Origin of the sequence: Bacteroides clarus, from assembly GCF_015555825.1 — a bacterium.
Taxonomy (GTDB): Bacteria; Bacteroidota; Bacteroidia; order Bacteroidales; family Bacteroidaceae; genus Bacteroides; species Bacteroides clarus.
The window spans coordinates 315,565-337,305 of the sequence record NZ_JADNLF010000003.1 but is presented as its reverse complement, the minus strand read 5'-3'; the positions used below and the strand labels follow the sequence as shown (position 1 = coordinate 337,305).

Annotated in this window: 22 protein-coding genes; 19 read left to right on the top strand and 3 right to left on the bottom strand. The window is 48.7% G+C overall.

The window, feature by feature from the left end; all coding sequences use genetic code 11:
• The first annotated feature begins 179 nt into the window (after positions 1-179).
• The 16 genes from I2F54_RS05535 (at position 180) to I2F54_RS05460 (ending at position 17,038) form a co-directional block, all read left to right on the top strand.
• Positions 180-1,529, top strand: coding sequence for a Na(+)-translocating NADH-quinone reductase subunit A (locus tag I2F54_RS05535; protein WP_009121209.1), 1,350 nt, complete (start codon positions 180-182; stop codon positions 1,527-1,529).
• A gap of 122 nt (positions 1,530-1,651) precedes the next feature.
• Entirely contained in the window at positions 1,652-2,824 is a 1,173-nt protein-coding gene (locus tag I2F54_RS05530) for an NADH:ubiquinone reductase (Na(+)-transporting) subunit B (protein WP_004290754.1), read from the top strand.
• A gap of 16 nt (positions 2,825-2,840) precedes the next feature.
• Positions 2,841-3,530 carry a Na(+)-translocating NADH-quinone reductase subunit C gene (locus tag I2F54_RS05525; RefSeq protein ID WP_087411835.1) on the top strand — a complete coding sequence of 230 codons (690 nt, stop codon included), beginning with the start codon at positions 2,841-2,843 and terminating at the stop codon, positions 3,528-3,530.
• 4 nt (positions 3,531-3,534) lie between these two features.
• On the top strand, positions 3,535-4,170 hold the full coding sequence (locus I2F54_RS05520) for an NADH:ubiquinone reductase (Na(+)-transporting) subunit D (RefSeq protein ID WP_004294324.1): 636 nt from the start codon (positions 3,535-3,537) through the stop codon (positions 4,168-4,170).
• A 103-nt stretch (positions 4,171-4,273) separates the two neighbouring features.
• Complete coding sequence (gene nqrE / locus I2F54_RS05515; protein ID WP_009121207.1) at positions 4,274-4,900, top strand: NADH:ubiquinone reductase (Na(+)-transporting) subunit E; 627 nt, start codon at positions 4,274-4,276, stop codon at positions 4,898-4,900.
• Positions 4,901-4,917: 17 nt separating this feature from the next.
• On the top strand, positions 4,918-6,192 hold the full coding sequence (gene nqrF, locus I2F54_RS05510; RefSeq protein WP_039950388.1) for an NADH:ubiquinone reductase (Na(+)-transporting) subunit F: 1,275 nt from the start codon (positions 4,918-4,920) through the stop codon (positions 6,190-6,192).
• A 153-nt stretch (positions 6,193-6,345) separates the two neighbouring features.
• On the top strand, positions 6,346-7,899 hold the full coding sequence (locus I2F54_RS05505; RefSeq protein WP_195500683.1) for an ATP-binding protein: 1,554 nt from the start codon (positions 6,346-6,348) through the stop codon (positions 7,897-7,899).
• Between the two features lie 251 nt (positions 7,900-8,150).
• Complete coding sequence (locus I2F54_RS05500) at positions 8,151-9,497, top strand: DEAD/DEAH box helicase (RefSeq protein ID WP_195500682.1); 1,347 nt, start codon at positions 8,151-8,153, stop codon at positions 9,495-9,497.
• A 327-nt stretch (positions 9,498-9,824) separates the two neighbouring features.
• Positions 9,825-10,892 (top strand): 3-phosphoserine/phosphohydroxythreonine transaminase, encoded by a 1,068-nt coding sequence (serC, locus tag I2F54_RS05495; RefSeq protein ID WP_009121198.1) that lies wholly within the window; start codon positions 9,825-9,827, stop codon positions 10,890-10,892.
• 112 nt (positions 10,893-11,004) lie between these two features.
• Positions 11,005-11,925, top strand: a complete 921-nt coding sequence (locus tag I2F54_RS05490; RefSeq protein WP_009121197.1) for an NAD(P)-dependent oxidoreductase — start codon at positions 11,005-11,007, stop codon at positions 11,923-11,925.
• A 22-nt stretch (positions 11,926-11,947) separates the two neighbouring features.
• On the top strand, positions 11,948-13,195 hold the full coding sequence (locus I2F54_RS05485; RefSeq protein ID WP_087411839.1) for a DUF1015 domain-containing protein: 1,248 nt from the start codon (positions 11,948-11,950) through the stop codon (positions 13,193-13,195).
• Between the two features lie 131 nt (positions 13,196-13,326).
• Complete coding sequence (locus I2F54_RS05480; protein ID WP_087412033.1) at positions 13,327-13,902, top strand: flavodoxin family protein; 576 nt, start codon at positions 13,327-13,329, stop codon at positions 13,900-13,902.
• Between the two features lie 12 nt (positions 13,903-13,914).
• Positions 13,915-14,319, top strand: a complete 405-nt coding sequence (locus I2F54_RS05475) for an FKBP-type peptidyl-prolyl cis-trans isomerase (RefSeq protein WP_087411840.1) — start codon at positions 13,915-13,917, stop codon at positions 14,317-14,319.
• A gap of 66 nt (positions 14,320-14,385) precedes the next feature.
• Positions 14,386-14,583, top strand: a complete 198-nt coding sequence (locus I2F54_RS05470) for a hypothetical protein (RefSeq protein ID WP_087425920.1) — start codon at positions 14,386-14,388, stop codon at positions 14,581-14,583.
• Between the two features lie 109 nt (positions 14,584-14,692).
• A complete protein-coding gene (locus I2F54_RS05465; protein ID WP_195500681.1) occupies positions 14,693-16,024 on the top strand; it encodes an MATE family efflux transporter in 1,332 nt (443 codons plus the stop codon).
• 108 nt (positions 16,025-16,132) lie between these two features.
• On the top strand, positions 16,133-17,038 hold the full coding sequence (locus tag I2F54_RS05460; RefSeq protein WP_009121190.1) for a DMT family transporter: 906 nt from the start codon (positions 16,133-16,135) through the stop codon (positions 17,036-17,038).
• Positions 17,039-17,045: 7 nt separating this feature from the next.
• Here the strand turns inward: I2F54_RS05460 and I2F54_RS05455 are convergent, their stop codons facing one another.
• The gene (locus tag I2F54_RS05455) at positions 17,046-18,176 is read right to left on the bottom strand and encodes a glycerate kinase family protein (RefSeq protein WP_195500701.1); all 1,131 of its coding nucleotides are present in this window, start codon (positions 18,174-18,176) and stop codon (positions 17,046-17,048) included.
• Between the two features lie 129 nt (positions 18,177-18,305).
• Here I2F54_RS05455 and I2F54_RS05450 point away from each other — a divergent pair, with 129 nt between their 5' ends.
• Positions 18,306-18,908 carry an IMPACT family protein gene (locus tag I2F54_RS05450; RefSeq protein ID WP_195500680.1) on the top strand — a complete coding sequence of 201 codons (603 nt, stop codon included), beginning with the start codon at positions 18,306-18,308 and terminating at the stop codon, positions 18,906-18,908.
• A gap of 16 nt (positions 18,909-18,924) precedes the next feature.
• Here I2F54_RS05450 and I2F54_RS05445 read toward each other — a convergent pair whose 3' ends face one another.
• A complete protein-coding gene (locus I2F54_RS05445; RefSeq protein WP_009121187.1) occupies positions 18,925-19,152 on the bottom strand; it encodes a CDGSH iron-sulfur domain-containing protein in 228 nt (75 codons plus the stop codon).
• Positions 19,153-19,277: 125 nt separating this feature from the next.
• Here I2F54_RS05445 and I2F54_RS05440 point away from each other — a divergent pair, with 125 nt between their 5' ends.
• Together I2F54_RS05440 and I2F54_RS05435 are read left to right on the top strand one after the other, a co-directional pair.
• On the top strand, positions 19,278-20,405 hold the full coding sequence (locus I2F54_RS05440) for an HpaII family restriction endonuclease (protein ID WP_118046709.1): 1,128 nt from the start codon (positions 19,278-19,280) through the stop codon (positions 20,403-20,405).
• A gap of 32 nt (positions 20,406-20,437) precedes the next feature.
• Positions 20,438-21,004: a nitroreductase family protein gene (locus tag I2F54_RS05435; protein ID WP_195500679.1), complete on the top strand. Its 567-nt coding sequence runs from the start codon at positions 20,438-20,440 to the stop codon at positions 21,002-21,004.
• 28 nt (positions 21,005-21,032) lie between these two features.
• On the opposite strand, the gene trhA is transcribed toward I2F54_RS05435, so the two are convergent.
• Complete coding sequence (trhA, locus tag I2F54_RS05430) at positions 21,033-21,704, bottom strand: PAQR family membrane homeostasis protein TrhA (protein ID WP_195500678.1); 672 nt, start codon at positions 21,702-21,704, stop codon at positions 21,033-21,035.
• Between the last annotated feature and the right edge of the window lie 37 nt (positions 21,705-21,741).

Sequence of the window (21,741 nt, the reverse complement as noted above, 5' to 3'; positions counted from 1 at the left end):
GGAGTTATAGCGCAGCCCACTAATCACTCATCACTAACCGCTCATCACTATTCTCGTGTTCGTTAACGAAAGGAATTACGGAAATTTCTCCGTAATTCCTTTCTTTTTTGCTCTTTATTCACATTCTTTTTTGCTACTTTTGCGGGCAAATTAATGAAACCATTATTTTATATAAACGCATGGCAAATGTAATTAAGTTACGCAAAGGCCTTGACATTAACCTGAAAGGTAAAGCTGCCGAAGAGTTCATGTCTGTGAAAGAGCCGGGATTCTACTCGTTGGTTCCCGATGATTTTACAGGTATCACTCCGAAAGTGGTGGTGAAAGAGCAGGAGTATGTAATGGCCGGGGGACCCTTGTTTATTGACAAGAATCATCCTGAATTGAAATTTGTTTCGCCCGTAAGCGGCGTAGTGACGAGCGTGGAACGCGGTGCACGTCGTAAGGTGCTGAACATCGTGGTAGAGGCTGCCGCCGAGCAGGACTACGAGGAATTCGGCAAGATGGATCCGTCCAAGATGAGCGCGCAGGAAGTAAAGGACGCATTACTGCAAGCCGGTATGTTCGCTTTCATCCGCCAACGTCCGTACGATGTAATCGCCGACCCGACGGTAGCTCCGAAAGCTATCTTCATTTCAGCTTTCGACAGCAATCCGCTGGCTCCCGACTTCGAATTCGTTTTGAAAGGCGAAGAAGCAAACTTCCAGACAGGACTTGACGCTTTGTCCCGAATGGCAAAGACGTATTTGAACATCAGTGTAAAACAAAAAGCCGCCGCGCTCGTGCAGGCAAAGAACGTTACCGTTACCGCATTCGACGGACCCAATCCGGCAGGTAACGTAGGTGTGCAAATCAACCACATTTCGCCCGTAGTGAAAGGTGAGACGGTATGGACTATCGGAGCGGAAGCCGTACTCTTTATCGGCCGTTTGATGAACACCGGTCGCGTAGACCTCACCCGCACCGTAGCCGTAACAGGCAGTGAAGTGCTGAAACCCGCTTACTGCAAGCTGCAGGTGGGAGCATTGCTGACCAACGTCTTCAAGGGCAACGTAACCACCGATAAAGACCTGCGCTACATCAGCGGTAATGTGCTGACGGGCAAGAAGGTTTCTCCCAACGGCTTCCTCGGCGCTTTCGACAGCCAGTTGACCGTAATTCCCGAAGGAGATGAAATCCACGAAATGCTGGGTTGGATTATGCCGCGTTTCAATCAGTTCAGTGTCAACCGCTCTTATTTCAGCTGGTTGATGGGCAAGAAAGAATATGTAATCGACGCCCGTATCAAGGGTGGCGAACGCCATATGATTATGTCGGGTGAATACGACCGCGTGTTCCCCATGGACATCTTCCCCGAATATCTGTTGAAGGCCATCATTGCAGGAGACATCGACCGCATGGAAGCTCTGGGCATCTACGAAGTAGCTCCCGAAGACTTCGCGCTCTGCGAATTCGTATGCTCTTCCAAAGTAGAGGTTCAACGTATCGTTCGTGCCGGACTTGACATGCTTCGTGCCGAAATGGCGTAATTGAATTAAGAATTAAAAATTAAGAATAAAAAATGATAGTTGAAACATTGCGATATAACCTGCCAAGTGTATACGGTGCAGCCTATTTCTCAATTTTCAATTCTCAATTATCAATTTAATAAATGAAAGCGTTAAGAAATTATCTCGACAAGATAAAGCCGAACTTTGAAGAGGGCGGCAAATTCCACGCATTTCGTTCGGTGTTCGATGGCTTCGAGACATTCTTGTTCGTGCCCAACGCCACTGCGAAATCGGGAACGCATATTCACGACTCCATTGACAGCAAACGCATCATGTCGATGGTGGTTATTGCGTTGATACCGGCGCTGTTGTTCGGTATGTATAACGTAGGTTACCAGCATTTCCACGCTACCGGCGCTACCGGCAGCTTTATTGAAATGTTCGCTTACGGTTTCCTGGCAGTATTGCCTAAAATCATTGTGTCTTATGTAGTGGGTCTGGGCATTGAGTTCGTTGTGGCTCAGTGGAAGAAGGAAGAAATTCAGGAAGGTTTCCTGGTTTCGGGTATCTTGATTCCGATGATTGTGCCGGTAGACTGTCCGCTGTGGATTCTGGCGGTAGCCACCGCGTTCTCTGTAATCTTCGCCAAGGAAGTATTCGGCGGTACGGGTATGAACGTGTTCAACGTCGCCCTGATTACACGCGCCTTCCTGTTCTTCGCCTATCCTACGAAGATGTCCGGTGATGCCGTTTGGGTATCGGGCGACAGTATCTTCGGTTTGGGACAGACGGTAGACGGACTCACCGTTGCCACTCCGCTGGGAGCTGCCGCTACTGCGGGGGCTTATCCGGAGTTCTCGTGGGACATGGTGACCGGCCTCATTCCGGGCTCTATCGGCGAAACCAGCGTTATTGCCATCGCCCTCGGCGCTATCCTGCTGTTGTGGACAGGCATCGCAAGCTGGAAAACCATGTTCTCCGTATTTGTGGGCGGTGCATTCATGGGATGGGTGTTCAACACTATCGGTCCGGACACCGCAATGGCTCAGATGCCGTGGTACGAACACCTCGTATTGGGCGGTTTCTGCTTCGGCGCCGTGTTTATGGCTACCGACCCCGTAACTTCAGCCCGTACGGAAACAGGTAAGTATATCTTCGGATTCCTCATCGGTGCGATGGCTATCATTATCCGTGTGCTGAACCCCGGTTATCCCGAAGGCATGATGCTTGCCATCCTGCTGATGAATATCTTCGCTCCGCTGATTGACTACTGTGTGGTACAGGGCAATATCAGCCGTCGCGAGAAACGTGCAACCGCTAAGTCTAACAATTAAAATACCGGAAAAAGAAATGAATACCAATAGTAATAGTTATACTATCATTTATGCTTCGGTAATGGTTGTTATCGTTGCATTCCTGCTGGCATTCGTAAGCTCTTCTCTGCGTGCCACCCAGAACAAGAACGTAGAGCTGGACACGAAGAAGCAGATTCTTGCCGCCCTCAACATCAAGGATGTGAAGGATGCCGACGCAGAATATAATAAGTACATCAAAGGCGATATGCTGATGAACGAGGACGGTACGCTGACCGAGAACACCGACGCATTTGCCACCGCTTACGAAAAGGAAGCCAAGGAAAACCACCGTCTGCACGTATTCGTTGCCGAAGTGGACGGAGAGACCAAATATGTATTCCCTGTTTACGGCGCAGGTCTTTGGGGCGCTATCTGGGGCTATGTCGCCCTGAACAGCGACAAGGACACCGTTTACGGCGTTTACTTCTCTCATGCCAGCGAAACTCCGGGTCTGGGTGCTGAAATCGCGACCGCTCAGTTCCAGGCAGAGTTCAACGGCAAGAAGACACTGGAGAACGGCGAAATCGCCCTCGGCGTTGTGAAGAACGGAAAAGTAGAGAAACCTGACTATCAGGTGGACGGTATCTCAGGCGGTACTATCACCTCCGTAGGTGTGGATGCCATGCTGAAAACCTGTCTGAACAGCTACAAGAACTTTTTAACTAATAATAATGAGGAGAAATAAGAATATGGGAGCATTGTTTTCAAAAAAGAATAAAGAAGTATTCTCCACTCCGCTCGGACTGAACAACCCCGTTACTGTACAGGTGCTGGGTATCTGCTCTGCCTTGGCCGTTACCGCCAAGCTGGAACCGGCTATCGTGATGGGACTTTCCGTAACGGTGATTACGGCATTCTCCAACGTCGTGATTTCATTGCTGCGCAAGACTATTCCCAACCGCATCCGTATCATTGTTCAGTTGGTAGTAGTTGCGGCGTTGGTAACTATTGTAAGTGAGATTCTAAAGGCTTTTGCCTACGATGTAAGCGTACAGCTTTCCGTATACGTAGGTCTGATTATCACAAACTGTATCCTCATGGGACGTTTGGAAGCGTTTGCCATGCAGAACGGTCCGTGGGAGTCCTTCCTCGACGGTGTGGGCAACGGTTTGGGATATGCCAAGATTCTGGTTATCGTGGCTTTCTTCCGCGAGTTGCTGGGTTCGGGTACGTTGCTCGGGTTCAACATCCTTAACTACGAGCCTTTGCAGAAGATAGGTTATGTGAACAACGGCTTGATGCTGATGCCGCCTATGGCGCTGATTCTCTGCGCCTGCATCATCTGGTATCAACGTGCACGTCATAAAGAATTGCAGGAAAAGTAATATAAATGAAGAATGATGAATGAAGAGTGAAGAACGGGGCGGTGCTGTGGCGCTGTTATGTAGATTCTTGATTCTTAATTCTTAGTTCTTAATTAAAGGAATTATGGAACATTTATTAAGTTTATTCGTCCGCTCCATTTTTGTGGACAATATGATATTTGCGTTCTTCCTCGGTATGTGCTCTTATCTGGCCGTATCAAAGAATGTAAAGACTGCCGTAGGACTGGGTATCGCCGTAACCTTCGTGTTGGTGGTGACGCTTCCGGTCAACTATTTGTTGCAAACTAAGGTGCTGGCTGCCAATGCAATCGTTGAAGGCGTTGACCTCAGCTTCCTGAGTTTTATTCTTTTCATTGCCGTTATCGCCGGTATCGTTCAGTTGGTGGAAATGGTCGTGGAGCGTTTCAGCCCCTCGCTGTATGCTTCACTGGGTATCTTCCTGCCGCTGATTGCCGTAAACTGCGCCATTATGGGTGCGTCGCTCTTCATGCAGCAACGTATCAACGTGGGTGAGAGCGATCCGAAATACATCGGTGACGTTTGGGATTCCATCTCTTACGCATTGGGTTCGGGTATCGGCTGGTTGCTGGCTATTGTCGGTCTGGCCGCCATCCGCGAGAAAATGGCCTACTCTGACGTGCCTGCTCCGCTGAAAGGCTTGGGCATCACTTTCATCACAGTAGGTTTGATGGCAATGGCATTCATGTGTTTCTCTGGTTTGAACATCTAAAAGAAAGGAATAAGACAATGGATATGAATTTAATATTAGCGAGCATTGGAGTATTCCTTGTGGTTATTCTGTTGCTTGTGGTTATTCTGTTGGTAGCCAAGCAATTCTTGCTGCCGTCAGGTAATGTAAAACTGACTATCAACGGCGACAAGGAGCTGGAAGTGGCTTCCGGTTCGACGTTGCTGAACACGCTGTCTGTAAACGGCGTGTTCCTTTCCTCTGCTTGCGGTGGTAAGGGCTCATGCGGGCAGTGCAAATGCCAGGTTGTAGAAGGCGGCGGTGAGATTCTGCCTTCCGAAATACCTCACTTCAGCCGTAAGCAAGTCCAGGACCATTGGCGTCTGGGTTGTCAGGTAAAGGTGAAAGGCGACATGGGAATTAAAATCGACGAGTCCGTACTCGGCGTAAAAGAGTGGGAGTGCGAGGTTATCTCCAACAAGAACGTGGCTACGTTCATCAAGGAGTTTATCGTTGCGTTGCCTAAGGGCGAACACATGGACTTCATCCCCGGTTCTTATGCGCAGATTAAGATTCCTAAATTCTCTATGGATTATGACAAGGACATCGACAAGTCTCTTATCGGTGAAGAGTATCTGCCTGCATGGGAGAAATTCGGTCTGCTGGGCTTGAAGTGCCGTAACGACGAAGAGACCATCCGTGCCTACTCCATGGCGAACTACCCCGCAGAGGGCGACCGCATCATGCTGACGGTACGTATCGCTACTCCGCCGTTCAAGCCGAAAGACCAGGGTCCGGGCTTTATGGATGTAATGCCGGGTATCGCTTCATCTTATATCTTCACCTTGAAACCGGGTGACAAGGTAATCATGAGCGGTCCTTACGGAGACTTCCACCCGATTTTCGATTCCAAGAAGGAAATGATGTGGATTGGCGGTGGTGCCGGTATGGCTCCGTTGCGTGCGCAGATTATGCACCTCACGAAGACATTGCATACCACGGACCGCGTGATGAACTATTTCTACGGTGCACGTGCGCTGAACGAGGTGTTTTACCTGGAAGACTTCCTGCAAATAGAAAAGGATTTCCCCAACTTCAAGTTCCACCTTGCGCTGGACCGTCCGGATCCGGCAGCCGATGCGGCGGGCGTGAAGTATACTCCGGGCTTCGTTCACAACGTAATCTACGAGACTTACTTGAAAGACCACGAAGCTCCCGAAGATATCGAATACTACATGTGCGGTCCCGGCCCGATGTCCAAAGCCGTTGAGAAGATGCTCGACGACCTCGGCGTTCCGGCTCAGAACTTGATGTTCGATAACTTCGGCGGATAAGACGATACGTTGTTAAGACACATACAGGTAAAATAGTGAAGAAACTCCGGCAGGGCTGCGGCTCTTGCCGGAGTTTTTTTATAACCAAGTAGCGGGGCACTTCGGAAGAAATGACTATCTTTGCTTTATCGTAATCTAAAAACAGTGGACGGTATGAGCAATAAAATATATCCTATCGGAATACAGAACTTCGAGAAAATCCGCAAAGACGGATATTTCTACATCGATAAAACCGCCTGGGTTTATCAGTTGGCTAAGACAGGCAGCTACTATTTCCTCAGCCGTCCGCGTCGCTTCGGTAAAAGTCTTCTGATTTCCACCTTAGAGGCCTACTTTCAGGGGAAAAAGGAATTGTTCAAAGGATTGGCCATCGAGAAACTGGAGAAAGACTGGATACAGTATCCGATATTTCATTTGGATTTAAATATTGGTAAATATGATACTCCTGATAGCTTGGACAAAATATTGAACGACCATTTGGAACAATGGGAATCACAATATGGTACTCGTCCATCCGAAGTGACTTTTTCTTTGCGTTTTGCCGGAATCATTAAGCGTGCTTGCCAACAGACAGGTCAGCGTGCAGTCATTCTTGTGGACGAATACGACAAACCGATGCTCCAGGCCATCGGCAACGAGGAACTGCAAAAGGAATACCGAAATACGCTGAAACCTTTCTACGGCGTACTGAAAACCATGGACGGTTGTATCAAATTGGCTTTCCTTACCGGGGTCACCAAGTTTGGCAAGGTCAGCGTATTCAGTGACTTGAATAATCTGGACGATATTTCCATGCAGGAAATGTATGTCGGACTTTGCGGAGTGACCGAGCAGGAAATCCACGATAATCTTGAAGAAGAACTGCACGAATTGGCGGATGCGCAGAAAATGACCTACGAGGAAGCCTGCGCCGAGTTGAAGCGGAGATATGATGGTTATCATTTTGTAGAGAACACTGAAGGGGTCTATAATCCTTTCAGCCTGCTGAATACTTTTAAATATAAAAAGTTCGGCAGTTACTGGTTCGAGACGGGTACACCTACTTACTTGATAGAACTGCTGAAACGCTATCACTATGACTTGGAACACATGGCACACGCCGAAACCTATGCCGATGTACTGAACAGTATTTATGGGGATGAAGAGCCGTTGCCTGTAATCTTCCAGAGTGGTTATCTCACGATAAAAGGGTATGATGAAGAGTTTGGCATTTACCGTCTCGGTTTTCCGAACCGTGAGGTGGAAGAGGGATTTATCAAGTTCCTTATTCCTTATTATACACGCTTCAATAAGATTGAAGCGCCGTTTGAGATACAAAGATTTGTGCAGGAGATACGTGCGGGTGAGCCCGACGCTTTCTTCCGCCGCCTGCAAAGTTTCTTTGCAGATACGCCTTACGAGCTGGTGAAGGATTTGGAGCTGCATTATCAGAATGTGCTTTTCATCGTCTTTAAGCTGGTAGGTTTTTATGTGAAAGCGGAATATCACACTTCGCAGGGCAGGATAGATTTGGTGCTGCAAACCGACAAGTATATTTATGTAATGGAATTCAAACTGAATGGCACGGCGGAAGAGGCTTTGCTGCAAATCAATGATAAACGGTATGCGTTGCCTTTTGCTGCGGATAGTCGTAAAGTGTTTAAGATAGGAGTGAACTTCAGCAATGTTACGCGTAATATTGAACGCTGGGTGGTAGAGGAACTTTAGCGGAAACCATTCCTTTTGATATTTGATGTATATCAAATGGAATTATCAAGCGCATCAAACGATATTATCAAGCATATCAAACGGAATTATCATCGTAGAAAAAGATATTATCATCTTGACAAAAACATACTGTCTGTTTAAGGTAAACGCATTATCTGTTACACCCAAACAGATAATGCGTTTACCTTAAACAGATGGTGCGTTTTCCGCTAATCTTTTCGTATCTTTGCTCCACTAAATAAAAGAATTTTATGGAACAATCTGATATACTTCGTAACTTACGGATAGAACAGCTCACTCCGATGCAAGAGGCTGCGCAGGATGCCTATCAATCGGACAAAGACCTCGTCCTGCTGTCGCCCACGGGTTCGGGTAAGACACTGGCATTCTTGCTGCCGCTGGTACAGTCGCTCAAAGCGGAAATACAAGGCGTTCAGGCGGTGGTGCTTGTCCCTTCGCGCGAACTTGCCTTGCAGATAGAAACAGTTTTTAAGTCAATGAGTACGCCCTTTAAGGCAATGAGTTGCTACGGCGGACGTCCGGTAATGGAAGAGCACCGCACGATGAGAGGCGTTAATCCTGCCGTTATCATCGGTACGCCCGGTCGTATGAACGACCACTTGCGAAAGCGAAACTTTGATACCCGTTTCGTCACTGCGCTGGTAATAGACGAGTTCGATAAATGCCTTGAATTCGGTTTCCATGACGAAATGGCAGAGGTTATCGGGCAGTTGCCCGCCTTAAAGAAGCGCGTGCTGCTTTCGGCTACGGATGCCGAGGAAATTCCGCAATTTGCGGGAGTAGGGGGTGAAGCATCCGGTAACGCTGCATCATCGTCACGGGTCATTAAGTTGAACTTCCTTCCGGAAGAAGTCGTTTCCGAACGTCTGAATTTACAGAAAGTAATCTCACCCGAGAAAGATAAGCTGGAAACGCTGTACCGCCTGCTTTGTACGCTTGGCGACCATTCTACACTGGTGTTCGTAAACTACCGCGAAAGCGTGGAGCGTGTGGTTTCCTACCTGAAATCGAAGAAATTCCCTTGCGACGCTTTTCATGGCGGTATGGAACAGGACGACCGGGAACGGGCGCTTTACAAGTTCCGTAACGGCAGTTGCCCCGTTCTGGTATCTACCGACCTTGCTGCACGCGGATTGGACATTCCGGGTATCGACAATGTCGTGCACTACCACATACCCGTCAACGAAGAAGCCTTTACGCATCGTAACGGACGTACGGCACGTTGGGAAGCGCGCGGCTCGTCTTTCATTCTTCTCCATGCGGAAGAACGCCTTCCCGATTATATCCCGGAAGACATCCCCGTATTCGGGTTGCAGGAGCAGACGCCGAAACCAGCCAAACCCCGCTGGACTACCTTATATATAGGTAAAGGCAAGAAAGACAAACTGAACAAGGTGGATATCGTGGGCTTTCTATATAAGAAAGGCGGGCTGGTGCGCGAGGATGTGGGACAGGTAGACGTAAAGGAGCACTACGCTTTTGTGGCGGTTCGTCGCGGCAAGGTGAAGCAACTGCTCACGCTGTTGCGCGGAGAAAAGATAAAAGGCATGAAAACGCTGATAGAAGAAGCCCGGTAACTTCATGTTATGAAGCATGTCCGGTGATGTTATTAAGCATAGGAGAATAGTTTGTTTCTAATAATTATGCACTTTCTTTTCGGTTTTAATTCTTAGTAGAAAGTTATTTCCGTTTCTATCTTTCAGTTTACCTTTTAATAGCTTTTTTGGTAAGTATACATAACAGATTGGTGTATATTTCTTGTATATACCAATAAAAAGTAAGGTAAATGTGCTTTAAAGAAGGATTTTTATAAGGAAAGATTTGCAATACAGAAATAATTCCGTAATTTCGCCATGTCGTAAGACACAAAATGAACGAAATTGTATAACCAAAACAAACTTCAAATGAAAAAGCATAATTTCAATGCAGGACCTTCCATTCTTCCGCGTGAGGTGATAGAGGATACAGCGAAGGCTATTTTAGATTTCAATGGATCCGGTCTCTCTCTTATGGAGATTAGCCACCGTGCTAAAGACTTCCAGCCCGTAGTGGACGAAGCCGTAGCACTGTTCAAAGAACTACTTAACATTCCCGAAGGCTATTCGGTACTGTTCCTGGGTGGTGGTGCAAGTCTGGAATTCTGCATGGTACCTTTCAACTTCCTCGAAAAGAAAGCCGCTTACCTCAATACGGGTGTGTGGGCCAAGAAAGCTATGAAAGAGGCCAAAGGTTTTGGCGAGGTTGTAGAAGTTGCCTCTTCTGCTGAAGCCACTTATACTTATATTCCGAAAGATTACACGGTACCGGCCGATGCGGATTATTTCCATATCACTACCAACAATACTATCTATGGTACGGAATTGAAAGAAGACCTGGATGTAAACGTTCCTATGGTTGCCGATATGTCATCCGATATTTTCTCCCGTCCTATCGACGTGTCTAAATATATCTGTATTTACGGTGGCGCACAGAAGAATCTGGCTCCTTCGGGCGTGACATTCGTTATCGTGAAGAATGATGCGGTAGGTAAGGTGTCCCGTTACATCCCGACCATGCTGAACTATCAGACTCACATCGACGGCGGTTCAATGTTCAATACTCCTCCGGTTGTTCCTATTTATGCGGCATTGCAGACTTTGCGCTGGATAAAGGCTCAGGGCGGTGTGAAAGAAATGGAACGTCGTGCCATCGAGAAGGCTGATATGCTGTACGCCGAGATAGACCGCAACAAGATGTTCGTGGGTACCGCCGCCAAGGAAGACCGTTCTCGCATGAATATCTGCTTCGTAATGGCTCCCGAATACAAAGAACTCGAAGCCGACTTCCTGAAATTCGCTACTGAAAAGGGTATGGTAGGTATCAAGGGACACCGTTCCGTAGGTGGCTTCCGTGCATCTTGCTACAACGCCATGCCGAAAGAAAGCGTACAGGCTTTGATAGACTGCATGCAGGAATTTGAGAAACTTCATTAACAATATTCGTTCACCACAGAGGGCGCAGAGTCCCGCAGAGATTGGATAAAAGGAGAACTCTGTGAAACTCTGTGCGACTTTGTGGTGAATCTTTTTTTAATACCATTAAATCATGAAAGTATTAGTTGCAACAGACAAACCGTTTGCAAAAGTTGCGGTAGACGGTATTCGCAAAGAGATTGAAGCGGCAGGTTATGAACTTGCTTTGCTGGAAAAATATGGCGATAAAGCAAAACTGCTGGATGCTGTGAAAGACGCCAACGCTATTATTATCCGCAGCGACATCATTGATGCCGAGGTTTTGGATGCCGCCAAAGAACTGAAAATCGTGGTACGCGCCGGTGCGGGCTATGACAATGTAGACTTGGCTGCCGCCACCGCCCACAACGTATGTGTCATGAACACTCCGGGACAGAACTCCAACGCCGTAGCCGAACTGGCTTTCGGACTTATGGTAATGGCTGTCCGCAATATGTACAACGGTACTTCCGGTACGGAACTGATGGGTAAGAAGCTGGGTATCCATGCTTACGGTAATGTCGGTCGTAATGTAGCCCGTATCGCCAAAGGTGTCGGTATGGAGATTTACGCATTCGACGCTTTCTGCCCGAAAGAAGTTATTGAGAAAGACGGTGTAAAGGCTGTGGCCTCTGCCGAGGAACTTTACTCTACTTGTGATGTCGTTTCCCTGCACATTCCCGCAACGGCGGAAACCAAGAATTCCATCAACTATGCTTTGGTGAACAAGATGCCGAAAGGCGGTTTGTTGGTGAATACCGCCCGCAAGGAAGTTATCAACGAAGCCGAACTGATTCAGCTTATGGAAGAACGCGCCGACCTGAAGTACATGACTGACATCATGCCCGCAGCCAACGAGACATTTGCCGCCAAGTTTGCCGGCCGTTATTTCTCCACACCGAAAAAGATGGGTGCGCAGACTGCCGAAGCCAATATCAATGCCGGTATTGCCGCTGCCAAGCAGATTGTAGGATTCCTGAAAGACGGTTGCGAGAAGTTTCGTGTAAATAAGTAAATAGATTAATAATCTGATAGCCATGGCTACAATTAAACCTTTTAAAGGCGTTCGCCCGCCCCAAGACTTGGTAGAGCAAGTTGCATCCCGTCCTTACGATGTACTGAACTCCGCCGAAGCCCGTGAAGAAGCGGCAGGAAACGAAAAATCCTTGTATCATATCATTAAGCCCGAGATAGATTTTCCTGAGGGCACGGATGAGCATGATGAACGTGTTTACCGGAAAGCCGCCGACAACTTCCGAATGTTTCAGGACAAAGGCTGGCTGGTACAGGACGATAAGGAAAATTACTACGTATATGCCCAGACCATGAACGGCAAGACGCAATATGGTTTGGTGGTGGGCGCATACGTGCCCGATTATATGAATGGCGTCATTAAGAAGCATGAGCTTACCCGTCGCGATAAGGAAGAAGATCGCATGAAACATGTGCGTGTGAATAATGCCAACATCGAACCTGTATTCTTCGCCTATCCCGATAATGCCACGCTGGATGCTGTCATTGCCCGTTACACGGCTCAGAAACCTGTTTATGATTTTATTGCTCCGGGTGACGGCTTCGGTCATACATTCTGGATTATCGACAAACAGGAAGATATCGATGTCATAACCAAAGAGTTCGCCAAGATGCCCGCGCTCTATATCGCAGACGGACATCACCGTAGCGCGGCCGCTGCTCTGGTTGGCGCGGAGAAAGCCAAGCAAAATCCCAATCATCGCGGAGACGAGGAGTACAACTACTTCATGGCGGTTTGTTTCCCCGCCAATCAGTTGACTATCATCGACTATAATCGTGTGGTGAAAGATTTGAACGGTATGACGCCCGAACAATTCCTGGCTGCCGTAGGTAAGAATTTCACGGTGGAAGAGAAAGGAACGGAAATTTACAAACCGACAGGCTTGCATAATTTCTCCCTTTATCTGGAAGGCAAGTGGTATAGTCTTACTGCCAAGCCGGGTACTTACAACGATAACGATCCTATCGGTGTGCTGGATGTTACCATTTCATCCAATCTGATACTGGATGAAATCCTCGGTATCAAAGACCTCCGTTCCGACAAGCGTATTGACTTCGTAGGCGGTATCCGTGGTCTGGGCGAATTGAAGAAACGGGTGGATAGCGGCGAAATGAAAGTAGCTTTGGCTCTTTATCCCGTATCCATGAAACAATTGATGGATATCGCCGATACCGGTAATATCATGCCGCCCAAGACTACTTGGTTTGAACCGAAGCTACGTTCGGGACTGGTAATTCACAAACTAGACTAATCAGATATAATCTTGAAGAATGAATAGGAAACGGAGCATTGCATTACGCGATGCTCCGTTATTTTATTGGCCGTTTTCTTTCCTGTTATATAGAAAATGCTGACCTTTGCCGAAAAGGCCGGATTATATTTATGAAGATATTAATACTCAACAGCAGTCCTCGCAAAAATGGCAACATCTCGAAGATGCTGGAAACGATGAAACAGGAAATAGAATGTTGTAATGCCGAAGCGGTCTATGTCAGAGTGCCGGAGCTGAAAGTGCGTCCTTGTATCGGCTGTATGAAATGCCGCAGTTCGTTACGGTGCTGCTTGCCGGAAGATGACGCGCAGCGGGTATTGCAAAGTATCAGGGATGCTGATGCGCTGATAATAGGCGCTCCGTGTTATTGGGGAAATATGCCCGGAGAATTAAAAGTGTTGTTCGATCGTATGGTGTACGGCATGATGGGAGAGAATTCATTGGGTATGCCTCTTGCGCTTCATAAAGGAAAGAAAGTAATTATTGTAAGTACCTGCACAACTCCTTATCCTTTTAATATTCTTTATAACCAGACACGCGGGGTAGTGAAAGCCCTCAAGGAAATATTAAAGTGGAGCGGCTTCAAAGTTGTGAAAGCCATAGAGAAGGGTGGCACCAGAAAGCATCCGGATTTGACCTCCAAAGAGATATCACATTGTAAAAGAGCTGTACATAAGTTATTATAATACTGAATCGATATGAGCAAAAAAGAAGAATACAAGCTGAAGAACGAACAGTTTCTGCAAAGCCTGCGTACCGAAGAGGGCGTAAAAGAGTTGGGCGGCGGTGTGCTTTACCGTGTGCTGGAAAACGGGCAGGGCAGTGGCGCCACTCCCCGCTTAAACAGCATTGTGTCGGTACATTATAAGGGAACGCTCATCAGCGGCAGAGAGTTTGACAACTCCTGGAAGCGTAACTGCCCGGAAGCTTTTCGGCTGAACGAAGTAATTGACGGTTGGCAGATAGCTTTGCAACGGATGCGCGTGGGTGACCACTGGATGGTCTACATTCCTTATACCGTGGGATACGGCACACGTACCAGCGGACCTATTCCGGCTTTCTCCACACTGATATTTGAAGTGAAACTATTGGGTATTGCCTGAGAGAGCGTGAACAATCCTTCTTCTTCACATGTTACATTACTTATAACTTAAACTTTAACAATAAGTATGAATCAGGAAAAGAAGAAAAAGGAGTGTGATATCTTGAACGCATCCATCTCCCCGGAACAGCCGGTAAATGAAAACGAGAAAGAAACGCTACCCGGACAGCAAATCGGGCTGTATGGAAAAGCGGATAAGAAAGATGTTCGTCAAATGGTTAAGATATTGAACCCGGACAAGCACAGCATGGAAAGCAGAGGATAACCCTCTGCTTTTTATTTTATCCCTTTATCGGGTAGGTTACACCGCTATGTTTCGTATCTTTGCGGCAAAATACGAAACGGAATACGAAAATATCGAAATACGGTAGCGAATGTTACGGAACGGAGACCTTACCCAAGGCGGCATAACGAGTACGCTGTTGCGTTTTACCTTGCCTATGATGGCAGGTTCGTTGCTGCAACAATGTTATAATATAGCCGATACCCTTATTGTAGGACAGTGTATCGGTGCGGACGCCCTGGCGGCGGTAGGTTCGGCGTATACGCTGATGGTTTTCCTTATCTCCGTTCTTCTCGGTTTGTCCATCGGCAGCGGTACGGTATTTTCATTGCACTACGGCGCGGGAAACAGCTCTGTTTTGCGTCGCAGCATTTTTGTTTCATTCGTGCTGATAGGAGCGGTTACATTTTTGCTGAATGTGGCCGCATTTGTATGGTTAGACCCTATTCTCCGCCTGCTGCAAGTACCGCAGGACATCTACGGCATGATGCGCAGCTACTTGTGGATAATCTTTTGCGGCATTGTTTTCACATTCATCTATAATTTCTATGCGGCGCTGCTGCGTGCGGTGGGAGATTCGGTAACTCCTCTCTGGTTTCTGGCCGTCTCTGTCGTACTGAATATCGTGCTCGACCTGTTCTTTATCCTGCAATTGGGTTGGGGCATCGAGGGAGCGGCGATAGCCACAGTCATAGCGCAGGGAGCGGCTGCGGCGGGAATACTGCTCTATACCTGCAAGAAACGTCCGGAGCTGCGGCTGCATCGCGAAGACATGCACTTCGACCGTTGCAGTCTGAAAGAGATAGTTTCTTTCTCCACACTGACCTGTGTACAGCAATCGGTCATGAATTTCGGTATCCTGATGATACAAGGGCTGGTCAACAGTTTCGGTACAGCCGTTATGGCGGCCTTTGCTGCCGCCGTAAAGATAGACTCCTTCGCATATATGCCCGTACAGGAGTTCGGAAATGCTTTCTCCACTTTCATTGCGCAGAATTTCGGGGCGAAACGTTACGAACGTATTCGCCGGGGTGTTCGCAGCGCGTTTCTCACTACGGTTATCTTTTCGCTTATCGTCTCCGTAGTTGTATTCGTCTTTGCAGAACCGCTGATGCTGATTTTCGTTCATCCGAGCGAGACGGAAATCCTTGCTACCGGAGTGGAATATCTGCGTATAGAGGGTGCGTTCTACTATGGCATCGGCATCCTTTTCCTGCTTTACGGCTATTATCGCGCTATCCGCAAACCGGGGATGTCGGTCGTGCTTACGGTGATTTCGTTAGGTACTCGCGTCGTGCTTTCCTATATACTCGCCGCCATTCCTTCCATCGGGGTAACAGGCATCTGGTGGTCTATTCCCATCGGTTGGCTGCTGGCGGATGCGGTAGGAGTACTGTATTATAAAATGAAGAATGAAAAATGAAGAATTTCCTTGCGGCATACTTGCGCAGCGAAATTCTTCATTTTTCATTTTTCATTCTTCATTTAAAAGCAGTATCTTTGCGCCCGATTTTTAGAAAGAGATACTGCCATGACTAATGAGCGTTTGAAAGGATTTACTTACGGAGCTATTGCCGCAGCCAGCTACGGAATGAATCCGTTGTTTGCGTTACCCTTGTACGGGGCGGGGATGAATGCGGATTCCGTCTTGTTCTACCGTTATTTTCTTGCTATTGTGATGCTGGGCGTTCTGATGAAAGTAAAGAAACAGTCCTTCGCTCTGAAAAAGACGGATATACTGCCGTTGGCGGTGATGGGGTTGCTGTTCTCTTTCTCTTCGTTGTTCCTGTTCGAGAGTTATAATTATATGGATGCGGGCATCGCGTCTACCATTTTGTTTGTCTATCCGGTGCTGGTGGCTATCATTATGGCGGTGTTCTTCCATGAGAAAGTCTCGTTCATTACGATGTTTTCCATCGCAATGGCTTTTACGGGCATCTCATTGTTGTATGAGGGGGGCGACGGCAAGACGTTGAATATGTTCGGCGTACTGCTCGTTATTTTGTCCTCGCTGACGTATGCCGTATATATAGTAGGGGTCAACCGCTCTTCCCTGAAAGACCTGCCTACGGCGAAGCTGACTTTCTATGCTTTGCTGTTCGGTGTCATCATTTACGTGGTGCGTCTGGATTTCTGTGCGGCCTTGCAGCCTGTCCCTTCTCCGGTGTTGTGGGTGAATGTCCTTTCACTGGCTTTGTTCCCCACTATCATTTCATTGATTATGATGACGCTTTCCATTCATAGCATAGGCTCTACGCCGGCTGCCATTTTGGGAGCGTTGGAGCCTGTAACGGCTCTGTTCTTCGGGGTAGCGGTGTTCGGTGAACAACTCACGCCGCGCATCATGCTCGGTGTATTGATGATATTGACTGCCGTAACACTGATAATCGCGGCCAAACCCTTGCTGGAGCTGGCGAAGAAGCATACCCGGCACTGACGGGCGGTTAGCGGATAATCCTGCATATTTGCTCTACGGTACGGCGGATATTCATGCGCGCGAATTCCGGTTGCATGGCTTGTTCCAAAACGACGGGGCTTGGAGTGATGGAGAATATCCCGTGAAATCCGGCACGGGTAAGAATGTCCGTATCTTCTATGCCGCCCGCTATCAACACGACGGGAATATGCTGTTTTCTTGCTTCCGTCAGTATGCCGTACGGTACTTTCCCCATGACGGTTTGTCTGTCCGATTTCCCTTCTCCGGTGATAATCAAGTCGGCGTCTTTTATCTGTTCTGCAAAATTCTGCATTTCCAGTAAGAGCTGTATGCCCGGTTTCAGTTCGGCATTGAGGAATGCCGACAGACTTCCGCCCATTCCGCCGGCTGCTCCTGCTCCGGGACAGGAAGATATATCCTTACCGGTGGTTCGGAAGATGACCGCGGCCAAATGTCGCATACCTGTATCCAATGCCTCTATCATAGCCGCGTCGGCTCCTTTCTGCGGGGCGAATACGTATGCCGCTCCGTCTGTCCCGTAGAATGGGTTGCGTACATCGCAGGCGGCGGTAAAGGTACATCCGGAGAGCAGGGGATGAACGGACGAGGTGTCTATGCTATCGACCTTACCCATCATCTGTCCGCCATAGCCCGAAACATTCCCCGTTTTATCCGGGAAACGGAAACCTAATGCCCGAAGCATGCCCAATCCTGCGTCGTTCGTGGCGCTTCCGCCCAGACCGATAATGAAATGCCTGCATCCGCGTTGCAATGCGTCCCGTATCAGTTCGCCCGTTCCGAAAGTTGTTGTCTGCATCGGGTTACGCTTCTCCGGGGTGACGAGTGGAAGTCCGCTGATGGCTGCCATCTCGATGAAAGCCGTCTGCCCGTCACCGGAAATGCCGTAGCGGGCTTCGCGAAGTTCCATTAAAGGACCGTGAGCCTGCACGCTGATGCTCTTTCCGTGAGTGGCGGCAATCAGGACGTCCAGCATGCCTTCGCCGCCGTCGGCTACGGGGATACGGATAACTTCACATTCCGGCAGTGCGGCGTGTACGCCTTCGGCAGCCGCCGCTTCGGCTTCCGCGGATGTAAGGCAGCCTTTGAAGGAGTCTATGGCAAGAACCGCTTTTTTCATCGGGGGATAATATGGTTTCATAAGAGGATACTCTTTTTTCGTGGGAAGATAACTTCTTTCTCCTGCAAAGATAAAGTTTTTTGATAGCTATCAAAAGGCGGATAGCGAAAAGTATAGTATCTTTGCGGCATGAGTGAAGATACGTATAAAACCATTGCCACCCCGTCCGAAGGAATTTACACCGAGAAGCGCAGCAAGTTCATCGCTATCGCCTTGCCGGTACGTACGGTTGAAGAAGTAAAGGCGCATCTGGAAACTTATCAGAAGAAATACTACGATGCCCGCCATGTGTGTTATGCCTATATGCTGGGGCACGAGCGCAAGGATTTTCGCGCCAATGACAACGGAGAGCCGTCCGGTACGGCGGGAAAACCTATCCTGGGGCAAATAAATTCGAACGAACTGACGGATATTCTGATTGTCGTAGTCCGCTATTTCGGTGGTATAAAGCTGGGTACGAGCGGGCTGATAGTGGCTTATAAGGCTGCCGCCGCCGAGGCTATCGCCGCCGCTACCGTTGTTGAAAAGACTGTGGACGAAACGGTGACCGTTCTCTTCGAGTATCCTTTTATGAACGATGTAATGCGCATCGTGAAGGAAGAAGAACCGGAGCTGTCGGAACAGTCGTATGATATGGACTGCCGTATGACGCTTCGCATCCGCCAGTCGATGATGCCCAGGTTGCGGGCGCGTCTGGAGAAAGTGGAGACTCTACGTTTTGAGGAGGAGTAAAGTCTCCGGTTTCTTTTCAGACAACTCTTTCAATCCTCTTTACGGATAAATCGTTATAATGGATTTTGCGGTGCGTGCCGTCGCAAAAAGGTTGTTTGCAGGAGCGTCCGCAGCGGCAGAGGGCTATCCGGCCTTCCTGCATTTCCGCCTTTCCTTCCCTGTCTACCAGTTTAAAATTGCCTTCTACGATGAAAGGCCCGTTGGGTGTAGCTGTAATCGTTACTGTATTTTCTTCTTTTTCCATGTTCTCGGTCTTTATGTTTTACGTACTTGGTAGAACGTCTCCGCATGGAAATAGTTTGTTAATTCCATATCTTTTGTATGGATTTACTTATCTTTGCACACTTATTTAATCAAAATCGAGTTGATATGGCATTTGAAGCAACTAAGCGCGAATTGGGCGAGCTCTATACATTCTTCCGTCTGCTGGCGGACGGAAAAGTCTTTCCGGGTACTCCGAACGCCCAGAGAGAGGATAAAAAATGTTGGCCTGTGGCGCTGATACAGAGAGAGGAACATGACGGCACACGCCGCTATTATATCGGGGAAGAGGATGTACGCATTGTCAGCGGTACGGTGGAAAAGGACGGCACATTCACAGCGTCGGCAGAGAAGAAGGAGCTTTCGTTTCCCCGTGCGGACTTTGGCGACGCGGCGGAAATCATACTCCATCTGTTGAGAAATGAGCAAGGCGAGGAAGTGGAAGTCTCCGAAGGATTGGAAGCCTTTCTGGATGCTGTGAACATCTACGACCTGGAGTCCAAGACCGATGACCGTACAGACTTCTCCGTAGCTTTTTGGAGCGCGGACGCTCCGCTGACGGGATTTACCGTCCGCTGCCGTCTCGGCCGCATGAATCCTTTGCTGGACGGCGGGCGCACAGCCAACCTGAAGCTGGAGCAGAGCGGCGTGAAGTTTGCCGTGCCCACTGTGAACAAGGTGAACGCCTTGCCCGAATCGCCTGCGGAAGTTGCCGAACGCATGCTGATGATTGAGCGTCTGGGCGGTGTGTTGAAGTATTCCGACGTTGCCGACCGCGTGTTCCGTTGCAACCTGCTGATGATAGACCTGCACTTTCCCCGTATGCTTGCCGAAATGGTGCGTATCATGCATCTGGACGGTATCACCCGTGTTGCCGAGCTGACGGAACGCATCAAGGAAATGAATCCCCTGAAGATAAAGGACGAACTGATAAACAAACACTGCTTCTACGAGTTCAAGATGAAACAGTTCTTGCTGGCGCTTGCGCTGGGCATGCGTCCGGCAAAGATTTACAACGGTACGGACTCTGCCGTGGAAGGGTTGTTGCTGACCAACGGAGACGGTGAGGTGCTCTGTTATCACAAGTCCGACAGACAGACGTTTGCCGACTTTCTCTACAGGAACACCCGTTTTGAAAAAGGCTCGGTGGATAAAGACAAATACGGCTTCCTGGAACGGGAGAACGGTGTGTATTACTTTAAGCTGAATGTAAAGATAGGGTTGCTGAAACGCTGACCCGGTCATAGAATCCTAAAAACGAACGTACAATGTTGAACGAAGTATTGGAAAACATTAAGTCGCGCCGCAGCGTGCGCGCTTATACGGAACAACAGGTTTCCGCCGAAGATTTGAACCTTATACTGGAAGCGGCGACGTATGCTCCCAGCGGTATGAATTTCCAGACCTGGCATTTTACCGCCATTCAGGATGCCGCCGTACTGACCGAACTGAATGAGAAGATAAAGGGCGCTTTTGCCAAGAGTGACGATACCCGTCTGCAGGAACGCGGACACAGCCGGACTTACTGCTGCTATTATCATGCTCCCGCCTTGATTATCGTATCCAACGAACCGACCTGCTGGTGGGCGTCTATGGACTGCGCGTGCGCCTTGCAGAATATCTTCCTTGCCGCCAAGTCTTTAGGCATCGGCTCTTGCTGGATTAACCAACTGGGACAGACCTGTGACGATCCCGATGTGCGCGCTTTCCTTACCCAACTCGGTATTCCCGAGAATCATCGTGTGTACGGCTGTGCCGCTTTGGGCTATGCCCCTGCGGACGCTCCCGTGAAAGATAAGAAACTGGCGGAAGGCACGGTTACTGTAATCCGCTGACGGTGCGGCACAGGCGGAGAGTACACTTTTATATCTCCGCCAGAATGTACCACACGGCGACGAGGTGGCAGGCAGACCCCGCCAATACGAAGAAATGAAACGCCGAGTGCATATAGCGCACGTTGCGTATGGAATACAACGCCGCACCGCCTATATAGCATACTCCTTCAGCGATAATCCAATAGCAGGAAGCGGGCGCGATGGCAAAGAGTTGTTTGAACACCACCAGCACGGACAGCCCCATAAGGATGTAGCACACCGTTTCCACATAGCTGTGTTCTTCCATCTTGCGGAAGCTGATGATAGTGCCTGCAACGGCGCATAGCCAGACAAAACAGAACAGTCCCCAGCCCCATAGCCCCTCATCGCGTAAGGCGATCAGTGTAATGGGAGAGAAGCTTCCGGCGATATGCCAGTAGATAGCCGCGTGATCCCAATGGCGCAACCGCCGTTTCCACGGATTATGGTGCTTCAAGGAGTGGTAAAGGGTGGAAGATAAATAGGAACCGCCCATACCGAACAGGTAGAGCCACATACCGAGTATCGCCCACGGGTCTTGTGCCCGATAGCATTTCATCAGGAAGAATCCCCCGATAATAACTGCCATCGAGATGCCTATGCCGTGGGATAGGCTGTTGACGGTTTCTTCGCCTTTACTGTAAAAAAGGCCGTTTCTTTTTCTCTTGCGCGTTGTACTCATACACTTATTTGCGGTATAAAAGAAGAGAGGGTGTGTT

Bases quoted from the DNA above. Each gene is read 5' to 3' on its own strand.
- I2F54_RS05530 (WP_004290754.1), top strand. From the start codon at position 1,652: ATGAAAGCGTTAAGAAATTATCTCGACAAGATAAAGCCGAACTTTGAA.
- I2F54_RS05480 (WP_087412033.1), top strand. From the start codon at position 13,327: ATGAAGATATTAATACTCAACAGCAGTCCTCGCAAAAATGGCAACATC.
- nqrF (WP_039950388.1), top strand. From the start codon at position 4,918: ATGGATATGAATTTAATATTAGCGAGCATTGGAGTATTCCTTGTGGTT.
- trhA (WP_195500678.1), bottom strand. From the start codon at position 21,704: ATGAGTACAACGCGCAAGAGAAAAAGAAACGGCCTTTTTTACAGTAAA.
- I2F54_RS05450 (WP_195500680.1), top strand. From the start codon at position 18,306: ATGAGTGAAGATACGTATAAAACCATTGCCACCCCGTCCGAAGGAATT.
- I2F54_RS05535 (WP_009121209.1), top strand. From the start codon at position 180: ATGGCAAATGTAATTAAGTTACGCAAAGGCCTTGACATTAACCTGAAA.
- I2F54_RS05440 (WP_118046709.1), top strand. From the start codon at position 19,278: ATGGCATTTGAAGCAACTAAGCGCGAATTGGGCGAGCTCTATACATTC.
- I2F54_RS05445 (WP_009121187.1), bottom strand. From the start codon at position 19,152: ATGGAAAAAGAAGAAAATACAGTAACGATTACAGCTACACCCAACGGG.
- I2F54_RS05470 (WP_087425920.1), top strand. From the start codon at position 14,386: ATGAATCAGGAAAAGAAGAAAAAGGAGTGTGATATCTTGAACGCATCC.
- I2F54_RS05520 (WP_004294324.1), top strand. From the start codon at position 3,535: ATGGGAGCATTGTTTTCAAAAAAGAATAAAGAAGTATTCTCCACTCCG.
- serC (WP_009121198.1), top strand. From the start codon at position 9,825: ATGAAAAAGCATAATTTCAATGCAGGACCTTCCATTCTTCCGCGTGAG.
- I2F54_RS05525 (WP_087411835.1), top strand. From the start codon at position 2,841: ATGAATACCAATAGTAATAGTTATACTATCATTTATGCTTCGGTAATG.
- I2F54_RS05465 (WP_195500681.1), top strand. From the start codon at position 14,693: ATGTTACGGAACGGAGACCTTACCCAAGGCGGCATAACGAGTACGCTG.
- I2F54_RS05485 (WP_087411839.1), top strand. From the start codon at position 11,948: ATGGCTACAATTAAACCTTTTAAAGGCGTTCGCCCGCCCCAAGACTTG.
- nqrE (WP_009121207.1), top strand. From the start codon at position 4,274: ATGGAACATTTATTAAGTTTATTCGTCCGCTCCATTTTTGTGGACAAT.
- I2F54_RS05475 (WP_087411840.1), top strand. From the start codon at position 13,915: ATGAGCAAAAAAGAAGAATACAAGCTGAAGAACGAACAGTTTCTGCAA.
- I2F54_RS05505 (WP_195500683.1), top strand. From the start codon at position 6,346: ATGAGCAATAAAATATATCCTATCGGAATACAGAACTTCGAGAAAATC.
- I2F54_RS05500 (WP_195500682.1), top strand. From the start codon at position 8,151: ATGGAACAATCTGATATACTTCGTAACTTACGGATAGAACAGCTCACT.
- I2F54_RS05490 (WP_009121197.1), top strand. From the start codon at position 11,005: ATGAAAGTATTAGTTGCAACAGACAAACCGTTTGCAAAAGTTGCGGTA.
- I2F54_RS05455 (WP_195500701.1), bottom strand. From the start codon at position 18,176: ATGAAAAAAGCGGTTCTTGCCATAGACTCCTTCAAAGGCTGCCTTACA.
- I2F54_RS05435 (WP_195500679.1), top strand. From the start codon at position 20,438: ATGTTGAACGAAGTATTGGAAAACATTAAGTCGCGCCGCAGCGTGCGC.
- I2F54_RS05460 (WP_009121190.1), top strand. From the start codon at position 16,133: ATGACTAATGAGCGTTTGAAAGGATTTACTTACGGAGCTATTGCCGCA.